Genomic DNA, 16,102 nt, shown 5'->3' with positions numbered 1-16,102 from the left:
CATGTTTGACAAAATACTCATTAGCCGTTGCTTTTTAGGTGAAAACGTTCGTTACGATAGTAAAGCGATTCCCTTAAAACACCCATTGTTAGCTTTATGGCAACAGCAAAAACGTCTAGTTGCTATCTGCCCAGAAGTATCAGGGGGCTTGCCTGTGCCAAGAGAGCCAGCAGAGCAGCAACCTCATAGTGGCAAAGTGATTACCCTATCCAATATAGATGTCAGTGCACAATTTAATGATGGTGCCAATCAAGCATTAGCTTTATGCAAAAAGCACAATATTCGCTTCGCTTTACTAAAAGAGTCTAGCCCTTCATGTGGTAGTTCGTATATTTATGATGGTTCTTTTTCCAATAAAAAAATTGTCGGACAGGGCATTACTAGTCAACTCTTGCACCAACATGGAATTACTGTTTTTTCAGAACACTCGCTAGATAAGTTAGCCACTTTGTTAGATTGTGCTGACCTAACTAACCACCAATAATTGCTTTACGACTTCTATTAATAAATTTATTGAGTGGCTCTTTGTTTTTCATTTCGCCAACGCCACATGAAACACTCATTTTAGGTAATCTTACACCAGACTGCACACTCACAAAGCGAAGCTTTTCAACACCTTGTCTTATTTTTTCGGCTATTTCAGTCGCAATCTCGGTTTCAACGTCAGGTAACAACACAATAAACTCATCGCAAGCAGAGCGTACAGGTAAACCACTATCATCAACATAACTAGCCACTTTTTTGGCGATTTTAGATAAGATAACATCGCCAATTAAGCTGCCAAAACGTTCTTTAAATTGACTAAAATGATCGACACTAACCACAATAGCAACAATACTTTTATTAGTCTCATCACCAAGCCATACATCAACATGTTTAGACATAGCTTTTCGGTTATGTAAGCCAGTGACTGGGTCGAGATATAATTCTTCACGAACTAGTTCTAGTTCATCCTCCAAGGCTTTTGTTTGCATTTGAGCTTGCTCTAAATTAGTAGCTAACTCATGTTGACGCATTTTAAAGGTGGTGGATGCTTGATGAAGTTTAGATAAGGCTAATTTAACTTTCTCTTTGTCACCAGACATCAACTCAGGTAAGTAATCATCAAATTGTTCAATAAGATCTTCTGCACCAGAAACTGATTGTTGGCAACGCTGCTGAAATTGAGTCAATAGGCTAGATAAATCAGAAAGGATTTCTTCACGAAATTTGCTTTGTTCAAGTAAGTGCTCTTTATAAAGTTGCTCCATAAAGAAATTATCTAACGCTCGACCTGACAACAAAAAGCGTTTAATACTTGCTATTAATTTTGACTTTTTGTTCTGGCAATATTCATAACTAACGGCGTAATTAATAGGATTAACGGGTAGATGCCATTGCTTCAATTGACTGACAGCTAAGGCCATGGTTTTACTTGCTTGCTTTACGGAATCGTGATACTTCACCGATCACCTCTATGAAATTAACACGTCCATGATCTGCGGCATATGTGGGTGCTAATTCTCTAGTATTTGAGTAAAAATATCTACTAAATTTATAATTATTTTATCTCAAAATACTGCTACAGTACCCATTCGTCTTTAAGTGAGTGAATAGAATGAAAAAAATTTTTTCCTTATGCTGTATTTTTTTTCTGTTAAGTTGCAGTCAAACTAAACGCATCGATGATAAACCCGTTATCAGCTCTCGAGATCAACAGTTACATCAGTTAATTCGTACCTATCAGCAATTTTATCAACAAAGCAATCCCTTTAACGATCCTCAAGAGGGAGGTAATAATGGCAAGCTGCCCGATCTATCCGCTAAGTTTTTAGCAAAGCAACATAAAAAACGACAAAAGATCTATAAAGCCTTAACTCGTATTGATAACGATGACCTCAGCGCCGCTAACAAAATCAATAGTGCTGTTTTAACTTATGTTTTAAAAAATCAAATTGATAGTTATAACAATAAAGAACACTATATGCCGCTAACCGCAGAGTCGGGTTTTCATGTGTGGATTGCTAACATTAGCCAGCAGGTAAACCTAACAAGTGAACAAGATTACCGCGATTATCTGTCAAAGTTACGTGCTCTGCCTCGCTACTTTTCTCAACAAACGGCGTGGATGAATCGTGGTATTGCCGAAGGGATCACCCAGCCTAAAGTTGTACTTAAGGGCTTTGAAAAATCAATACAGGCTTTTATAAAACAAGATATTACTGACAGTATCTATTATAAGCCTTTTAAAAAGATGTCTGTTCATATCACAATCGAAAAACAGAAAAAGTTTCAGCAAGCAGCCAAAAAAATTATTGCTGAGCAAGTAATGCCAACTTACCAAAAATATTATGATTATATGGTCAACCGTTATCAACCCAATGCTAGAGATAACATTGCCGCCATTTCATTACCTAATGGTAAAACTTATTATCAAAACCGTGTCGCTCATTACACCACCTTGGATATAACCGCAGAACAAGTGCATCAAAAAGGCATAGCCGAAGTTAAGCGAATCCGTGCTGAAATGGATGAGATTATCAAGCAACTCAATTTTGATGGCGACTTCAAAGCCTTTGTCAGCTTTTTACGTAATGATCCGCAGTTTTATGCTAAAACTCCTGTTGCCTTATTAAAAGAGGCATCCTATATCGCAAAAAAAATGGATGCAAAACTGCCCTCCTTGTTCAAAACTTTACCTAGAACTCCTTATGGCGTTATCGAAGTGCCAGCGAATATCGCACCTAAATACACCACTGGTCGCTATTCTGGCCCAGCTCGTGACGATCAAGCGGGAAACTACTGGGTCAACACTTATCGATTAGATAGACGACCACTTTACGTTCTCCCCGCATTAACCTTGCATGAAGCCGTACCCGGTCATCATTTGCAAGGCTCTATAGCCCGAGAAATGAAAGAGGTACCAAAGTTTCGTAATCAAACCTATATCTCAGCCTTTGGCGAAGGTTGGGGGCTGTATTCCGAATATCTAGGCATAGAAGCTGAGATTTACGAAACGCCTTATCAAGATTTTGGTCGATTAACCTATGAAATGTGGCGTGCCTGTCGACTTGTTGTTGATACAGGTATGCATGCTAAAGGGTGGTCTAGGCAGCAAGCTATCGATTATTTAGCTAATAATACAGCCCTCTCATTGCATAATGTGCAAACAGAAATAGACAGATATATTTCATGGCCAGGTCAAGCTTTATCATACAAAATTGGTGAGTTAACAATTAAACGATTACGTAAAACAGCAGAAAAAGCCTTAGGCGAGCATTTTGATTTACGGGACTTTCATGATCAAATTTTGAAGAATGGTTCAATGCCATTAAGCATGTTAGAAAGAGTAATTGAACAATATATTCAGCAACAACGCGCAAAAATAATACAAAAGCAGATATTGGAAGAAAATAAATAGGAATTATTAAGGATGTTAGCAGAAGGCAAGGAAGCCACGCAAAGCAGACCGAGGAAATAAACTTGAGACTGTTAAAATAGAAGAGCCCCCACTACATCTAAATTTGGCAGTCCCGCTGTCATAGGTTTCCCGTTAGACCGGTTACTTTGCGTCTCTAACTTTCATTAGATTTGCCCTTGTCGAGCTTTAGAAGCTCAAATTCATTATAGCGCTTCTCTTTTATTTGTAAACAAAAAACTAACATATTAGGGTTAATCGCGTTAAAATAAGCACTGATTTTTTTATAAGCCTGTGTTTTTACTGATGTTAATAATTAAAAAAATAATTAATTTTTTTGCATTTATACTGTCATTTTTTCTGCTCAGTATGAGCTTTAGTGTCTTATCAGCAGAAGCTGACAGGTTAAGCCCTGAGCAGTTGATTGCGCAAGTAGATGCATTAGTTCAAACAGATCTCGAAACACTCAACTATCGGCAAATTGTTGCGTTAGGCAATGCCATCATAATACAAAGATCATTGTACCCAAGTGAAACCTTAGCCAAAACCTATTTATTATTAGCCAATGTTGCTAACAATAAAGGTGAATTTTCAACCGGATTTCAATTTATTCAAGATGGCTTAGCTATATCAAGTGTAAATGAGCAAACCAATTTAGATTTATATATTACCCAAGCAAATATTCATAACGCCCAAAATCAAGGCGAAGCTCTACTTTCCACTGCTGATAAAATAATAGATAGACCAAACATCAAAGAAATCACCCCTTATTATTTATTAGCAATGGGTTATCGAAGCCTTGCTCTTATCATGTTAAATCAGCATAAAATTGGCTTAGCTGATTTACAAAAAACAATTAATACCGCAAATAAACACACTGATTTCAATGAGAATATTGCGCTATTATCAATCCTAGCCAAAGCTTATTTTCATTTAGGTGACTACCAAGCTACACTGACCATTCAGTTGAAAATACTCGCATTGCGTTTTGAGTTAGCGCGACTGGGCAATGTTAACCAAACCTATCAACACATTGCTAATATCTATTATCGCTTACACCGTTTTGATGATGCATACAATGCCTATTGGGAGGCAAAGAAACATGCTGAGAAAAAACAAGCGCCTATTTTTATAGCTCATGCAACAAAAGGCTTAGGCTTAACACTATTTCAACAAAAAAATTATGCTGAAGCAGCAATTAAGATTCAAGCAGCAAAATCACTCTTTTATCAGAACAACTTAGCAAGTCCCTTTTTAGAAACCCTCGTTATCTTAGCGCAAATTAGCAAAGCCACAGGACAAGAAAATGAAGCTATCAATAGATTATTAGAAGCAGAGCAAACGGCTAAAAATATTAAGTTAACAAATGATTATGCCATATTATATAAGATGCTTGCTCAACTTTACTTGGATAGATCCGAGCTCAATAAAGCCTATTTCTGGCAAAAAGAGTACAGTAACAGTCTACTAAGAAGTACTAAGACCGCATATTATGATGACAAGCTACCACCACTAACTTTTTTGAATGCAAACAAGGTAGATAGTGTCAATGCCGGTAGTCCTTTAATTCAATCAACGGATAACATCACTCAACCCGATGAAATACAAAACCTTCCAGCAGAGGCCAACTCGCAAACCTCTATTGTTTATTCCCTATCACTCCTTATCTTTGCATTATCTACCCTAGTGCTATTTTTATGGTTAAAGCCGCGTCAAACAAAACAAAACAACAATGAAGTAGTAACTGCGATACCAAGCAATATAAATAATTGTCCGATTCAAACCAAAAAATGCTACCAAAAGCAAGTCAATATGGCCAAACACTTCAACTATCCTCTCACCCTAGGATATATTTCCATCAGTAATTGGCAAGACTTAACACATCAATTCAATAAACGCGTAGTAACTGAGATTACCGATGAAATCGCCAACTTAATCGGCATATATATTAGTGAGTTTGATGATGCAGGCTTGATTAACGAAGGAGAATATTTGATCTTTTTTGTACATCAGCACCAAGCGGAGGCCGAGTTTGTTATGGAAAAAATAGCAGAGGTATTAAGATTGAGGTTTTTTGCCAACTTAGGTAATTTTTCTCTCGCTATGAATTACTCAGTTGCAAGCCCGAACTTTACTGATTCAGAACCCGAGGTTTCGCTATCTCATCTACGTGATATTGCTAAAATAATTTAATCTGTTTCGACAAAAGATGAGAAAAGATAATACGGTGAAAAATGCTGGACTTTGAAAAAGCATAATTAAAAGCAGCAATGGCTAAGCCGAGTGCTGCATTAACTATAACTAAGCTGTGTTTGTGGCTTTATCTAGGTAAATTATAGCCACTGATTTAGTGTCGAATTTGTATACTGGGAAGCGTATCGATTTCGCCTTCACTTGATATAGTTGCTGCGTTATCATTACAAATCAAAATGGCTAAATCACCCACACTACTTGAGCGAATATAGGCAAGTTTATAGCCAAACTGCAGCAGGCTACTTGCAGCAAACTTTTGAGCCAAAGAAAGCTTTTCCCATAAGCCGTCAACATTAACAGTCGGTTGCTGTCTTCTTTCTAATAATGTTTCTCTCAGCGCTGATGTCTGCATAAAAACCTCAACGTTTAAATGTATTAAATCATTCAAACTAATAATAAGCTTAAAATTTAAGCGTAGATGAAGCTAAGTTAGCTCAAATTTATCTATACTTCAAGACATTTATTGCAAAAAATAGCACAAAAAAACTGTTATCATGGTTGGAATATGAGGTAAGAATGCGCTTTCTTTTGATAAAAAGTGCGTAAGGCCATTAATTTATAATAAAGTATTAAGTATGAAACTAATGAGTATAAAACTATGAGTCACGTGCTAGATGAACTACTTGCACTACTAAAATTAGAGGTAATCGAAAAAGGCATATATCGGGGGCAAAGCCAAGATTTAGGCTTTCGTGCTTTGTTTGGAGGTCAGGTGATGGGGCAAGCATTATCTGCCGCTCAAGAAACTGTGGAAAATGGCCGTTTTGTGCATTCGCTACACTCTTATTTCCTCAGAGCCGGTGATGCTTCTAAACCTGTGGTTTATGAAGTAGAAAACATCCGAGATGGGGCTAGTTTTTGTACACGCAGAGTACAAGCAATACAAAATGGCCAAGCTATTTTTTATATGACAGCTTCGTTTCAGCGGCCAGAGCAAGGGTTCGAACACCAAGATACAATGCCCAAGGTGCCTAATCCTGAAGGCATTATGTCATACCGAGATTTTCTGACCCAATATCAAGATGCACTGCCTGAAGGAGTGCGTGAGATCTTTTTAGCAGAAAAACCCATTGAGATCCGGCCTATTCAGCAATATAACTGGTTTAATCCTGAAAAAACTGACTCTGCGTGCCAAATTTGGTTAAAAGCCAACGGTCACATGCCGAATGAATTACCGATTCATAGCTGTATGTTAGCTTATGCGTCCGATTTTCACTTTCTACCAACGGCGTTATTGCCCCATGGCGTTAGCCATTTGCAACCTAACTTTCAAATAGCAACCGTTGATCATGCCATATGGTTCCATCGCCCATTTCGTTTTGACGATTGGTTGCTATATTCTATGGACAGTCCTTCTGCAAGTAACGGACGTGGCTTAGTTCGCGGGCAAATTTTTAACCGTCAGGGTGAATTAGTCGCCTCAACCATGCAAGAAGGTGTCATTAGGCAAAGGTAAATGCCATACTCATGTTAAGTCGCTTTAGTGCTACTTTTCCAATCAAAACCGCTGGGATGTTGAAAAACACGTAAGTCAAAGTGTGGCGCAATGGCAAACAGGTGATCAAAAATATCTGCTTGAATTGCTTCATACTCCGTCCACACGGTAGTGTTGGCAAAACAATAGAGCTCTAAAGGCAAGCCACTTGCGGTTGCAGGTAGCTGCCTGACCATACAGGTAAGATCATTACGTACTCGTTGGTTTTGATGCAAGTACATTTCAATATAAGCACGGAAAGTACCCACATTGGTTAACTGACGAATATCAATTACATTTAAATGCTCATCCTGGTTTAATGCCTTGTTTTCATTTTCAAGCTGTTGCTTTTTATCAGACAAATAAGTTTTCAACAGCGCAGTACTTGCTAAAAAGTCAACTTTTTCAAGTGAATAAAAGTCAATACTGGCAACATCAATAATAATAGTCCGTTTAATGCGTCTTGCGCCACAATGGTACATATTACGCCAGTTTTTAAAAGAGTCACTGGTTAACGCATAAGTGGGTACTGTGGTAATAGTTTTATCAAAGTTTTCAACTTTAACTGTATTTAAGCCAATCTCTATCACATCGCCATCCGCACCGTATTTAGGTAATTCAATCCAATCGCCTGCCACCACCATTTTATTCGCTGAAATTTGTATACTTGCCACCAACCCCTTAATAGTATCTTGAAAAACTAAAATTAAAACCGCAGTTAATGCACCTAAACCACTAAGTAAATAAATAGGTGAACGGTTTAATATTAATGACACAATAACAATAGCGGCAACAAGATAGATGGCTAACTTTATGACTTGAATAATGGCGTTGAGGGGTAAATATTTCTGTTTCGCGGTTTCTTGATACAAACTCTTACTAACATTAAGTATCGAGCTCACGGTACGGGCAATTTGAAATGTTAGTAACATTTTAGCAAGCAATACTAAAACCGTTGCAAATAATAGCTCGCCGGGAAAAACAATAGGGGTCAAAAACAAAATAACAATAAAAGGCAACAGTAAGGTTAAACGCGTTAATACCTGATGTTCTATTAAGGCATCATCCCAGGTGTTTTTCGTTTTCAATATGACCCTATGAACCACTTTTATGACTTGATGCTTAGCAAGGTAATAACTCATTGCTGAAATTAACACAATAATAAGCAAACCAAGCGCAATACCGCTGGTTTCAATATATTGTTCTCTTATTCCTTGTGAAGCTAACCAAGCAGTCATCAATTCATTCATCGTTATTCCTTAATATTACCATCACCTTGTTTGGCATTTGTCAGCATTTTATCGAGCCTAGCATCTTTTTCGGCCCAAAATTGCGTCAGCCATTTTTGAAAAGCTATTTTATGAGTGCGATCATTGAGGTAATCGCCACTCAATTGCCCGTCAATTGCTTGAGTGTGCACTTCTATATGCACTTGTTTTATTCGACCACTAAGAAAATCGACAAAGTTTGGAATATCATCAGGATAATAAATGGTTATATCAACCAATGTTGTTAAATGCTCGCCCATAGCATCAAGCACAAATGCGATCCCGCCCGCTTTTGGTTTAAGTAAATACTTAAATGGTGATTTTTGATTGTCATGTTTAGCTTGGGTAAAACGGGTACCCTCGATAAAGCTCATTACACTGACTGGCTTATGCTTAAATTTACCACAAGCTTTACGAGTAGTTTCTAGATCTTTACCACGCAAATGGGGATTTTTTTTCAAGAACGATTGGCTATACCTGCGCATAAAAGGAAAATCTAACGCCCACCAAGCCAAACCTAAAATGGGCACATAAATCAGCTCTTTCTTTAAGAAAAACTTTAAAAACGGTATTTTACCATGCAAAGCGCGTTGTAAGACAACAATATCAACCCAGCTTTGATGGTTTGCTAAAACCAAATACCAGTCTTTTTTATTTACCCCTTCTAAACCTGTGACTTGTAGCTTCATTTGCGTAAATAGCTTTTGGTTAAAGGTATTCACAGCCACCCAATTACTTGCCATTAAGTCTAACAAATAGCTAAATAATTTTTGAGAAATAGCGATTGGAATTAACGCCTTAAGCAAAGAAAACACTAAAATCGGAATCAACCAAAAAATAGTATTTAGGGCATAAAGGCTAAAAGATAATAAAGCAATAAGGGGTGCAGGTAAAAAATTAAGCATCTTAGGTTGTATGATTAAATAATGTAAAAAGGTGATAATAGCTATATTTAATCATGCTTTGCCATCAATTTATATTGTTATTGTCAAACTAGGTCGACTTCTATTCCTAAAAGCTATTGAAGAGCGTATTTAACTCTATTAATTCGCTTGTATATCTTAGTAAACCGGTTGAATGCCTGCGCAGTTTTTTGCATACTTGCACAGGATTCAATCGTAGGAGAGATAATGAACTTTAATAGAGCCGTGATCAAAGTTGGCAGTGCCTTAGTCGCACCGACTAAAACGGGTTGTAGCGGACAATATACATTAGCAATTGCACAATTTATTACTAAGTGTCAGCAACAAGGCAAGGAAATCATCCTCGTTTCTTCTGGCGGCGTTGCCGCTGGCCGAAGTATTATTCATCATGGTAGTCCCGAGTTATCTATTGCCGTAAAAAAAGCAATGTCGAGTGTTGGTCAAATGAAAATGATGGCTAACTGGCAGCGCTTTTTTGATAGACCATGCAGCCAAATTTTGATTAATCAAAGCGATCTTGAAAATAGAAAACGCTTTATCTCTATTAAAGAAACCATACAGATCCAATTAGCCAACGGTATTTTGCCGATAGTTAATGAGAATGATACCTTAACGTCTGAAGATTTAACGGTTGGTGATAACGATAACCTTGCCGCACTAGTTGCTCAAGTATGTAAAGCCGACAGTTTATTTATTCTAAGTGATATTGATGGTGTCTTTACTAAGGATCCCAAAGTTCACTCCGATGCAGTATTGATTCCTGACATTGAACATATTACCGATGAAATTTATGCGTTAGCAGGTACCAGTCGCAACCATCTCGCGACTGGCGGTATGAAAACTAAAATTCAAGCTGCAGAAAAAGCGGTAGAACACGGTATTAATACCTATATTGTCAATGGTACTAAAAGCGAAGTATTTGCTTCTCTGTTGGCGCAACAAAATCCAGGCACACGTTTTGCTGCCGATAAGGATATTATTAAAGCAAAAAAACATTGGTTAAAGCACACCTTGAAAAGCCAAGGTAAGATCACTTTAGACTCGGGGGCCGTAAATGCCTTAGTCAATAAAGGTGCGTCATTACTTCCCTCAGGAATAAAAACGATTGAACAACACTTTAAGGCAGGTGATGCTGTCGATTTAATCGATCATCAAAACAATCACTTCATAGCGAAAGGGATCAGCCTGTACAGCCATTCTGATTTACAACGTATTATGGGTAAGCATAGCGATGAAATCGCTATCATTTTAGGACACAACCAAAGTAATGTTGTGGTCCATCGTGATGATATGGTTATTTTATAGCTAACGCTACTCATGATAATTAAGGGGTAATATATATGACGAACGTAAATACAACGAATTTCTCAATGGAAAAAATGGCACTTAGTGCAAAGATTGCCAGTCGAATTTCCGCACAACTAACTACCTCTGAAAAAGATGCGTTACTTAATGCCATTGCTGATGCCATTGAAGCAAATAGCGATCATATTATCAGTGAAAATGCTAAAGATATTGACGCTGGCCGTGCCAAAGGTCTAACACAAGCAATGCTTGACAGGTTAGTACTAACCAAACAAGGGGTCAAAGATATTAGCGCTGCTATTCGCGAGATTGTTGCGCTAGCCGACCCTACGGGTAATGTCAGTAATTTAGCACTTCGACCAAATGGAATACAAGTTGGTAAAATGCGTATTCCATTAGGCGTAATTGCCATGATCTATGAAGCTAGACCAAATGTAACCGCTGAAGCAGCAGCACTGTGTATCAAGTCAGGCAACGCCGTTATTTTACGTGGTGGCTCTGAAGCCATTCATTCCAACTTAGCCATTGCACACTGCTTACATAATGTATTAACTGAACACGGCTGTGACAAAAATGTGGTCAGTGTTATCCCTGATACCAGTCGCGATGTGATTGAGCAGTTATTAAAACAAAAAGAGACTATCGATCTAGTGATCCCTCGTGGCGGTGAAGGGTTGATACGTTATGTCAGTGAAAACAGTCAAATTCCAGTAATACAGCACTATAAAGGTGTATGTCATTTATTTATTGATAAGTCAGCTGATTTAACTAAAGCAGTTAACATTTTAGTGAATGGCAAAACCCAAAAGCCTAGCGCCTGTAATGCTTTTGAAACCGTGTTAGTGCATCAGGCTATTGCCGCAGAGTTTTTACCACTAGCAGCCAAAGCACTCGAAGCAGCGGCTAAAGTACAAGTTCACGCTTGTGAAAAAAGTCTAAGCTACTTCGACGGCGGACAGTTAGCCTCAACAGATGATTACCATGCTGAATACTTAGCTCAAGAAATTGCGGTTAAAGTTGTTGATGGCTTTAATGATGCGATATCACATATCAATGAATATACCTCAGATCATACCGAGGTTATCGTGACTCAAGATATCTCAAGAAGCCAAGCCTTTATTCGACAAATCAATTCATCTGTTGTTATGGTCAATGCCTCTTCACGCTTTTCAGATGGTAATCAACTAGGTTTAGGCTCTGAAATTGGCATTTCTACCAGTAAGTTACATGCATACGGGCCAATGGGTCTAGAGGCATTAACTACTGAAAAATTTGTGGTGTATGGCGACGGTCAAGTTAGAGCATAGCTACAAACTGTTTGACCCTAGTGATTACTAGCCATCTTAGCGGTAGATAAATTTAGCTAATAAAGCTACTTCACTCTTGTGTGTTGTAGCTTTACTCAGTATCCTACGCGACCTTTTTTCATTTGAATGGTTTACTATAAATGATAGGTTTTGATTACGGCACGTCTAATTGTAGTGTTGCGAGAATGGTTAATGGTCAACCGCAAATCATCCCCTTGATGATTGATGACAATCACCAAAGCAACACCATTGCCTCTAATTTATATGCCCCCGATCGCGACATTATTTGCCATTGGCTAAATCAACACTTAAGTGTTGAACAGCAAGCGCTATTTAAAAAATCCCATTCCTTGGTGCTGCAAAAAGCACAACGAGCTTTGCGTGAGCTAAATTTTGATGGTATTGCCACAGATCTACTCTTTGGCAAGTCCGCTCTTGAAAAGTACTTAGAAGACCCTGAAGAAGGCTATTACATTAAATCGCCAAAGTCATTTTTAGGTGCTAGTGGATTAGCCCCAACACAAATTCAGTTATTTGAAGATATTGTTGCCGCCATGATGAGCAATGTTAAACAATTAACCGAGGCACAATTGCAGCGAGAAGTCACACAAACAGTCATTGGCCGTCCAATCAATTTCCAAGGCTTACATGGCGAAGAAAGCAATCAACAAGCTATCACTGTTCTCACCAATGCCGCTAAACGCGTCGGTTTTAAGTCGGTTGAATTTCAATACGAGCCCGTAGCAGCCGGGTTTGAATTTGAAGCAAGTTTGCAACAAGAAACGCGGGTTTTAGTGGTTGATATCGGCGGCGGCACCAGTGATTGTTCAATGTTATTGATGGGGCCAGAATTTATAAATAGTGATGATCGTGTGCAGCACTTGCTTGCCCATAGCGGTGTGAGAGTAGCAGGTAATGATTTTGATATTCAGCTAGCTTTACAAGGAATTATGCCAAGCTTAGGCATGCACAGTTATTTAAAAACTGGAACGCCTATGCCTACGGCCAGTTTTTATCAAGCCGTTGCCATTAATAACATTAATGAACAAACCAAGTTTTATAGTGCCAAAAACAGGCGTGATTTAATTCAGTTAGCACGTGACGCTAAAGATAGCGCATTGATTGAACGTCTCATAACTGTGCATGATCACAAGCTGAGCTATCAGCTTGTCAACGCTGCTGAGCAAGCTAAAATTAATTTGTCTGGACAAGACTCACACCTAATATCATTAACAGATATTGATAATGGTTTAACCATTGAAGTAGACAATCCCCTCTTTAAACAGGCAAATACTCGCACTTTGGCAAGCATAGGGGAGTTAATGCAATCAGCGGTCAAGCAAGCACAAGTGCAACCTGATGTAATTTTTGTTACTGGTGGCACCGCAAAATCGCCTGTTATCAGCGACTATATTCAACAACAAATGCCCTGCACCCCCATGGTGATTGGAGATCACTTTGGTAGTGTTACCTCGGGTTTAGCGCGGTGGGCTGAACAAATATATCGTTAAATGGTTAATTACTCGAACGTATAGCTATAGCCTGAACTATACTCATATCAACTGACTCACTATTTGAAAGACGTTATCACGTTTAATGATTTTTTCAATCACCCGAAATATTGTTTTGTTAACTGCGCTATTGAGTTACATTAACATCGCCTTTGCTACCGATATTATTCGCTATGTCGAGTCTCAGCAGTTCCCCGATCCTAAACAGGGCTATTTTGTTGATTTATTAATGTTAGCCCTTGAAGAAACAACGAATGAATACGGCAGTTATCAATTACAGCCGGTGCATATTGAAATGACTCAGGCTAGAACATCACTTATGCTTGAGCGTAATGAGTATGTTAATTTAACATGGCGGATGACCTCCCAAGCATTAGAGCAACAATTACAGGCAATTTACTTTCCTATTTTAAAGGGCTTAATGGGCAGTCGGATTTTCGTGATTAATAAAGGTAGTCAAGGCAAATTCCCTAGCAACCTACCTTTGAGCGAATTAAAAAAAATCCCACTTGGTCAGGGTATTAACTGGCCTGACGCCACTATTTTACTTGCCAATGGGTTTAATGTCGTTAAAGGCCATGATCCCTATTTGGTGCGAATGTTGAAAAGTGGTCGCTTTGAGTTTTACCCCAGAGCATTGCATGAACCATGGTCTGAGCTGGCAGAAGAGAGCGAGCTTGTGGTTGAAAAAAACTTTATGCTTAAATACCCTGCCCCAACCTTCTTTTTTGTTAACAAGCAGAACACTCGCTTGCATCAAAGGCTAGACTTAGGATTTAAGAAACTACTTAGTTCAGGGAAGTTTGAACAATTTTTCTTAAACCACCCGATAACGGCTGGCATTTTAACCAAAGCCAATGTGAATCAGCGTATTATTTTTAAATTAGAAAACCCACTCCTATCTAACCAAGTGAAACAGCTATTAACTGATAAACGCCTCTGGCTCACAGCCAAATAAGGTTCGCATAAGCCCTCACCATAATAAGTCGTTAACTTGTTTAGCGCTCTTTATGTTGATAGTATCTCTGCAATTCAAACAAATAAAAAACACCATAGCAGGTTGAATATAATGGAACTATCTAAGGAGATACTATGAAGGGTGCAGGTGGAACATCTGGCGGATTGAGTCATTTTTTTATTGGCCTAATCATGATGTGTGGCGGCTTTTATATGTTGTTAAATGCCATTACGGTGACATCAAGTTTTGGTATGGGCATGAGATTATATGGATTTTCTGCTATGGGTGGGCAGTACAATATTACCAGTGGCATGATAATGATCCCATTTATGTTTGGTGTCGGTCTTATTTTTTACAATGGTAGAAATTTTCTTGGTTGGCTGCTAGCTATCGGCTCAGTGACCGGACTTATTTTTGGTGTTATTTCATCAATTCGGTTTAGCTTTAGAACCATGAGCTCTTTTGATTTAATTGTTATTCTAGTATTAGCTATAGGTGGGCTAGGCTTATTTTTACGATCACTAAAAACACTAGATGCGCGTTTACCAGATGCATAATAGGCAATGATTCACCTTACTGTTACCAATCAAAAAGTGCGCTGAAATAGCGCACTTTTACCTTCAGACAATCAGTACTAAGTTCGGCTTTAGTATTATCTAAAACTATCATTTATCCCCGATAACACACGATTACCCGGACAAAGCACATCTTGGCTGAGTTGATTTAATGGCGTATTGTTGGTGTCATTGATCTCATGAAAATCACTGGCCGTAGGCTCTAAATAAAACAGCCCGGTAAGAATTTTTCCTGCTTGCTTATTTTGCTCTATATCGATAATAGCCTGACTTGCATTGCTGCTATCATAATCTTGGGTTAATTTTTGAATTCGCATAATTGAACCATCATGTAAACAGACATCATCACACTCACCACTGTTGCTATGACTCGTGATTTCTGTTTTCACGGGAACAAAATCAGCAACGGCTGCAGTAGTAACATGATCATGAACATAGTCGTATGATCGGGTTGACCCCGCATGATTATTAAACGTAACACACGGAGAAACAATATCGATAAAGGCAAAACCTTTATGGCTCATTGCCGCTTTTAATAAAGGCACCAGTTGGTGTTTGTCTCCCGAAAAACTTCTCGCCACAAAACTGGCGCCCAGTTGTAAGGCCATCACACACAAATCAATATCGTTAAAAAGACTCAAGTCACCGGCTTTATTTTTCACGCCTTTATCTGCTGTGGCCGCTAGCTGCCCCTTGGTTAAGCCATAAACGCCATTATTAGCAACCATATAAACCATATTTAACTGTCTGCGCACCACATGAGCAAACTGACCAAAGCCAATAGAAGCACTATCACCATCCCCTGACATGGCCAAATATAACAGCTCTTGATTAGCTAAATTTGCCCCCGTAGCAATCGAAGGCATTCGGCCATGCACAGTATTAAATCCATGGGCTTTATTCAGAAAATAGTTCGGCGCTTTAGACGAGCAGCCAATACCTGACAGTTTAGCGACTTCGCTAGGTTGAATGGATAACTCATGGCAAGCCTGTATTATTGCGGCAGTAATTGAGTCATGACCGCACCCTGCACATAAAGTAGATAAAGCACCTTCATAATCACGATAGGTTAAACCTAAATCGTTAACAGGAAGGCGAGGATGGCGAAATGTTGATTTAATAAAACTCATC

At 38.6% G+C, this 16,102-nt stretch carries 14 protein-coding genes and 1 riboswitch; of the genes, 9 read left to right on the top strand and 5 right to left on the bottom strand.

The annotated features are described in order from the left end of the window. Position 1 precedes the first annotated feature (1 nt). Positions 2-484 (top strand): 2-thiouracil desulfurase family protein, encoded by a 483-nt coding sequence (locus ABXG98_RS05605; protein ID WP_353537713.1) that lies wholly within the window; start codon positions 2-4, stop codon positions 482-484. Here ABXG98_RS05605 and ABXG98_RS05600 read toward each other — a convergent pair. Continuing rightward, complete coding sequence (locus ABXG98_RS05600) at positions 471-1,445, bottom strand: GGDEF domain-containing protein (protein ID WP_353537712.1); 975 nt, start codon at positions 1,443-1,445, stop codon at positions 471-473. The genes ABXG98_RS05605 and ABXG98_RS05600 overlap by 14 nt on opposite strands. 152 nt (positions 1,446-1,597) lie before the next feature. Between ABXG98_RS05600 and ABXG98_RS05595 the strand changes: the two genes are divergently transcribed. Both ABXG98_RS05595 and ABXG98_RS05590 read left to right on the top strand, forming a co-directional pair. Further along, on the top strand, positions 1,598-3,400 hold the full coding sequence (locus tag ABXG98_RS05595; protein ID WP_353537711.1) for a DUF885 domain-containing protein: 1,803 nt from the start codon (positions 1,598-1,600) through the stop codon (positions 3,398-3,400). A gap of 102 nt (positions 3,401-3,502) precedes the next feature. Then, positions 3,503-3,585, bottom strand: a riboswitch (cyclic di-GMP riboswitch). Between the two features lie 181 nt (positions 3,586-3,766). Continuing rightward, positions 3,767-5,590 (top strand): tetratricopeptide repeat protein, encoded by a 1,824-nt coding sequence (locus ABXG98_RS05590; RefSeq protein ID WP_353537710.1) that lies wholly within the window; start codon positions 3,767-3,769, stop codon positions 5,588-5,590. Between the two features lie 154 nt (positions 5,591-5,744). On the opposite strand, the gene ABXG98_RS05585 is transcribed toward ABXG98_RS05590, so the two are convergent. Further along, on the bottom strand, positions 5,745-6,002 hold the full coding sequence (locus ABXG98_RS05585; RefSeq protein ID WP_353537709.1) for a hypothetical protein: 258 nt from the start codon (positions 6,000-6,002) through the stop codon (positions 5,745-5,747). A 246-nt stretch (positions 6,003-6,248) separates the two neighbouring features. On the opposite strand from ABXG98_RS05585, the gene tesB reads away from it, so the two are divergent. Beyond that, positions 6,249-7,106: an acyl-CoA thioesterase II gene (gene tesB, locus ABXG98_RS05580; RefSeq protein ID WP_353537708.1), complete on the top strand. Its 858-nt coding sequence runs from the start codon at positions 6,249-6,251 to the stop codon at positions 7,104-7,106. A gap of 14 nt (positions 7,107-7,120) precedes the next feature. On the opposite strand, the gene ABXG98_RS05575 is transcribed toward tesB, so the two are convergent. Together ABXG98_RS05575 and yihG are read right to left on the bottom strand one after the other, a co-directional pair. Continuing rightward, complete coding sequence (locus ABXG98_RS05575; RefSeq protein WP_353537707.1) at positions 7,121-8,374, bottom strand: mechanosensitive ion channel family protein; 1,254 nt, start codon at positions 8,372-8,374, stop codon at positions 7,121-7,123. Between the two features lie 2 nt (positions 8,375-8,376). Beyond that, on the bottom strand, positions 8,377-9,297 hold the full coding sequence (gene yihG, locus ABXG98_RS05570; RefSeq protein ID WP_353537706.1) for a 1-acylglycerol-3-phosphate O-acyltransferase, YihG family: 921 nt from the start codon (positions 9,295-9,297) through the stop codon (positions 8,377-8,379). Between the two features lie 225 nt (positions 9,298-9,522). On the opposite strand from yihG, the gene proB reads away from it, so the two are divergent. The 5 genes from proB to ABXG98_RS05545 all read left to right on the top strand — a co-directional run bounded on the left by proB (position 9,523) and on the right by ABXG98_RS05545 (position 14,953). Continuing rightward, positions 9,523-10,620, top strand: a complete 1,098-nt coding sequence (proB, locus tag ABXG98_RS05565; RefSeq protein WP_353537705.1) for a glutamate 5-kinase — start codon at positions 9,523-9,525, stop codon at positions 10,618-10,620. A gap of 35 nt (positions 10,621-10,655) precedes the next feature. Further along, the gene (locus ABXG98_RS05560) at positions 10,656-11,927 is read left to right on the top strand and encodes a glutamate-5-semialdehyde dehydrogenase (protein WP_353537704.1); all 1,272 of its coding nucleotides are present in this window, start codon (positions 10,656-10,658) and stop codon (positions 11,925-11,927) included. A gap of 140 nt (positions 11,928-12,067) precedes the next feature. Continuing rightward, complete coding sequence (yegD, locus tag ABXG98_RS05555) at positions 12,068-13,438, top strand: molecular chaperone (RefSeq protein WP_353537703.1); 1,371 nt, start codon at positions 12,068-12,070, stop codon at positions 13,436-13,438. A gap of 85 nt (positions 13,439-13,523) precedes the next feature. Beyond that, positions 13,524-14,396 (top strand): hypothetical protein, encoded by an 873-nt coding sequence (locus tag ABXG98_RS05550; protein WP_353537702.1) that lies wholly within the window; start codon positions 13,524-13,526, stop codon positions 14,394-14,396. A gap of 134 nt (positions 14,397-14,530) precedes the next feature. Further along, a complete protein-coding gene (locus tag ABXG98_RS05545; RefSeq protein WP_353537701.1) occupies positions 14,531-14,953 on the top strand; it encodes a hypothetical protein in 423 nt (140 codons plus the stop codon). Between the two features lie 95 nt (positions 14,954-15,048). Here ABXG98_RS05545 and ABXG98_RS05540 read toward each other — a convergent pair whose 3' ends face one another. After that, the gene (locus ABXG98_RS05540) at positions 15,049-16,101 is read right to left on the bottom strand and encodes a 2-oxoacid:ferredoxin oxidoreductase subunit beta (RefSeq protein WP_353537700.1); all 1,053 of its coding nucleotides are present in this window, start codon (positions 16,099-16,101) and stop codon (positions 15,049-15,051) included. Position 16,102 lies beyond the last annotated feature (1 nt).

Origin of the sequence: Colwellia sp. KU-HH00111, from assembly GCF_040362745.1 — a bacterium.
GTDB lineage: Bacteria > Pseudomonadota > Gammaproteobacteria > Enterobacterales > Alteromonadaceae > Colwellia.
Note: the sequence above shows the minus strand (reverse complement) of the source record. Positions and strands in the feature narration are given on the sequence as shown.

What these genes read in the sequence shown, in the direction of transcription:
- ABXG98_RS05605 (WP_353537713.1), top strand. Translation starts at nt 2, where the DNA reads ATGTTTGACAAAATACTCATTAGCCGTTGCTTTTTAGGTGAAAACGTT.
- ABXG98_RS05595 (WP_353537711.1), top strand. Translation starts at nt 1,598, where the DNA reads ATGAAAAAAATTTTTTCCTTATGCTGTATTTTTTTTCTGTTAAGTTGC.
- ABXG98_RS05590 (WP_353537710.1), top strand. Translation starts at nt 3,767, where the DNA reads ATGAGCTTTAGTGTCTTATCAGCAGAAGCTGACAGGTTAAGCCCTGAG.
- ABXG98_RS05585 (WP_353537709.1), bottom strand. Translation starts at nt 6,002, where the DNA reads ATGCAGACATCAGCGCTGAGAGAAACATTATTAGAAAGAAGACAGCAA.
- tesB (WP_353537708.1), top strand. Translation starts at nt 6,249, where the DNA reads ATGAGTCACGTGCTAGATGAACTACTTGCACTACTAAAATTAGAGGTA.
- ABXG98_RS05575 (WP_353537707.1), bottom strand. Translation starts at nt 8,374, where the DNA reads ATGAATGAATTGATGACTGCTTGGTTAGCTTCACAAGGAATAAGAGAA.
- yihG (WP_353537706.1), bottom strand. Translation starts at nt 9,297, where the DNA reads ATGCTTAATTTTTTACCTGCACCCCTTATTGCTTTATTATCTTTTAGC.
- proB (WP_353537705.1), top strand. Translation starts at nt 9,523, where the DNA reads ATGAACTTTAATAGAGCCGTGATCAAAGTTGGCAGTGCCTTAGTCGCA.
- ABXG98_RS05560 (WP_353537704.1), top strand. Translation starts at nt 10,656, where the DNA reads ATGACGAACGTAAATACAACGAATTTCTCAATGGAAAAAATGGCACTT.
- yegD (WP_353537703.1), top strand. Translation starts at nt 12,068, where the DNA reads ATGATAGGTTTTGATTACGGCACGTCTAATTGTAGTGTTGCGAGAATG.
- ABXG98_RS05550 (WP_353537702.1), top strand. Translation starts at nt 13,524, where the DNA reads ATGATTTTTTCAATCACCCGAAATATTGTTTTGTTAACTGCGCTATTG.
- ABXG98_RS05545 (WP_353537701.1), top strand. Translation starts at nt 14,531, where the DNA reads ATGAAGGGTGCAGGTGGAACATCTGGCGGATTGAGTCATTTTTTTATT.
- ABXG98_RS05540 (WP_353537700.1), bottom strand. Translation starts at nt 16,101, where the DNA reads ATGAGTTTTATTAAATCAACATTTCGCCATCCTCGCCTTCCTGTTAAC.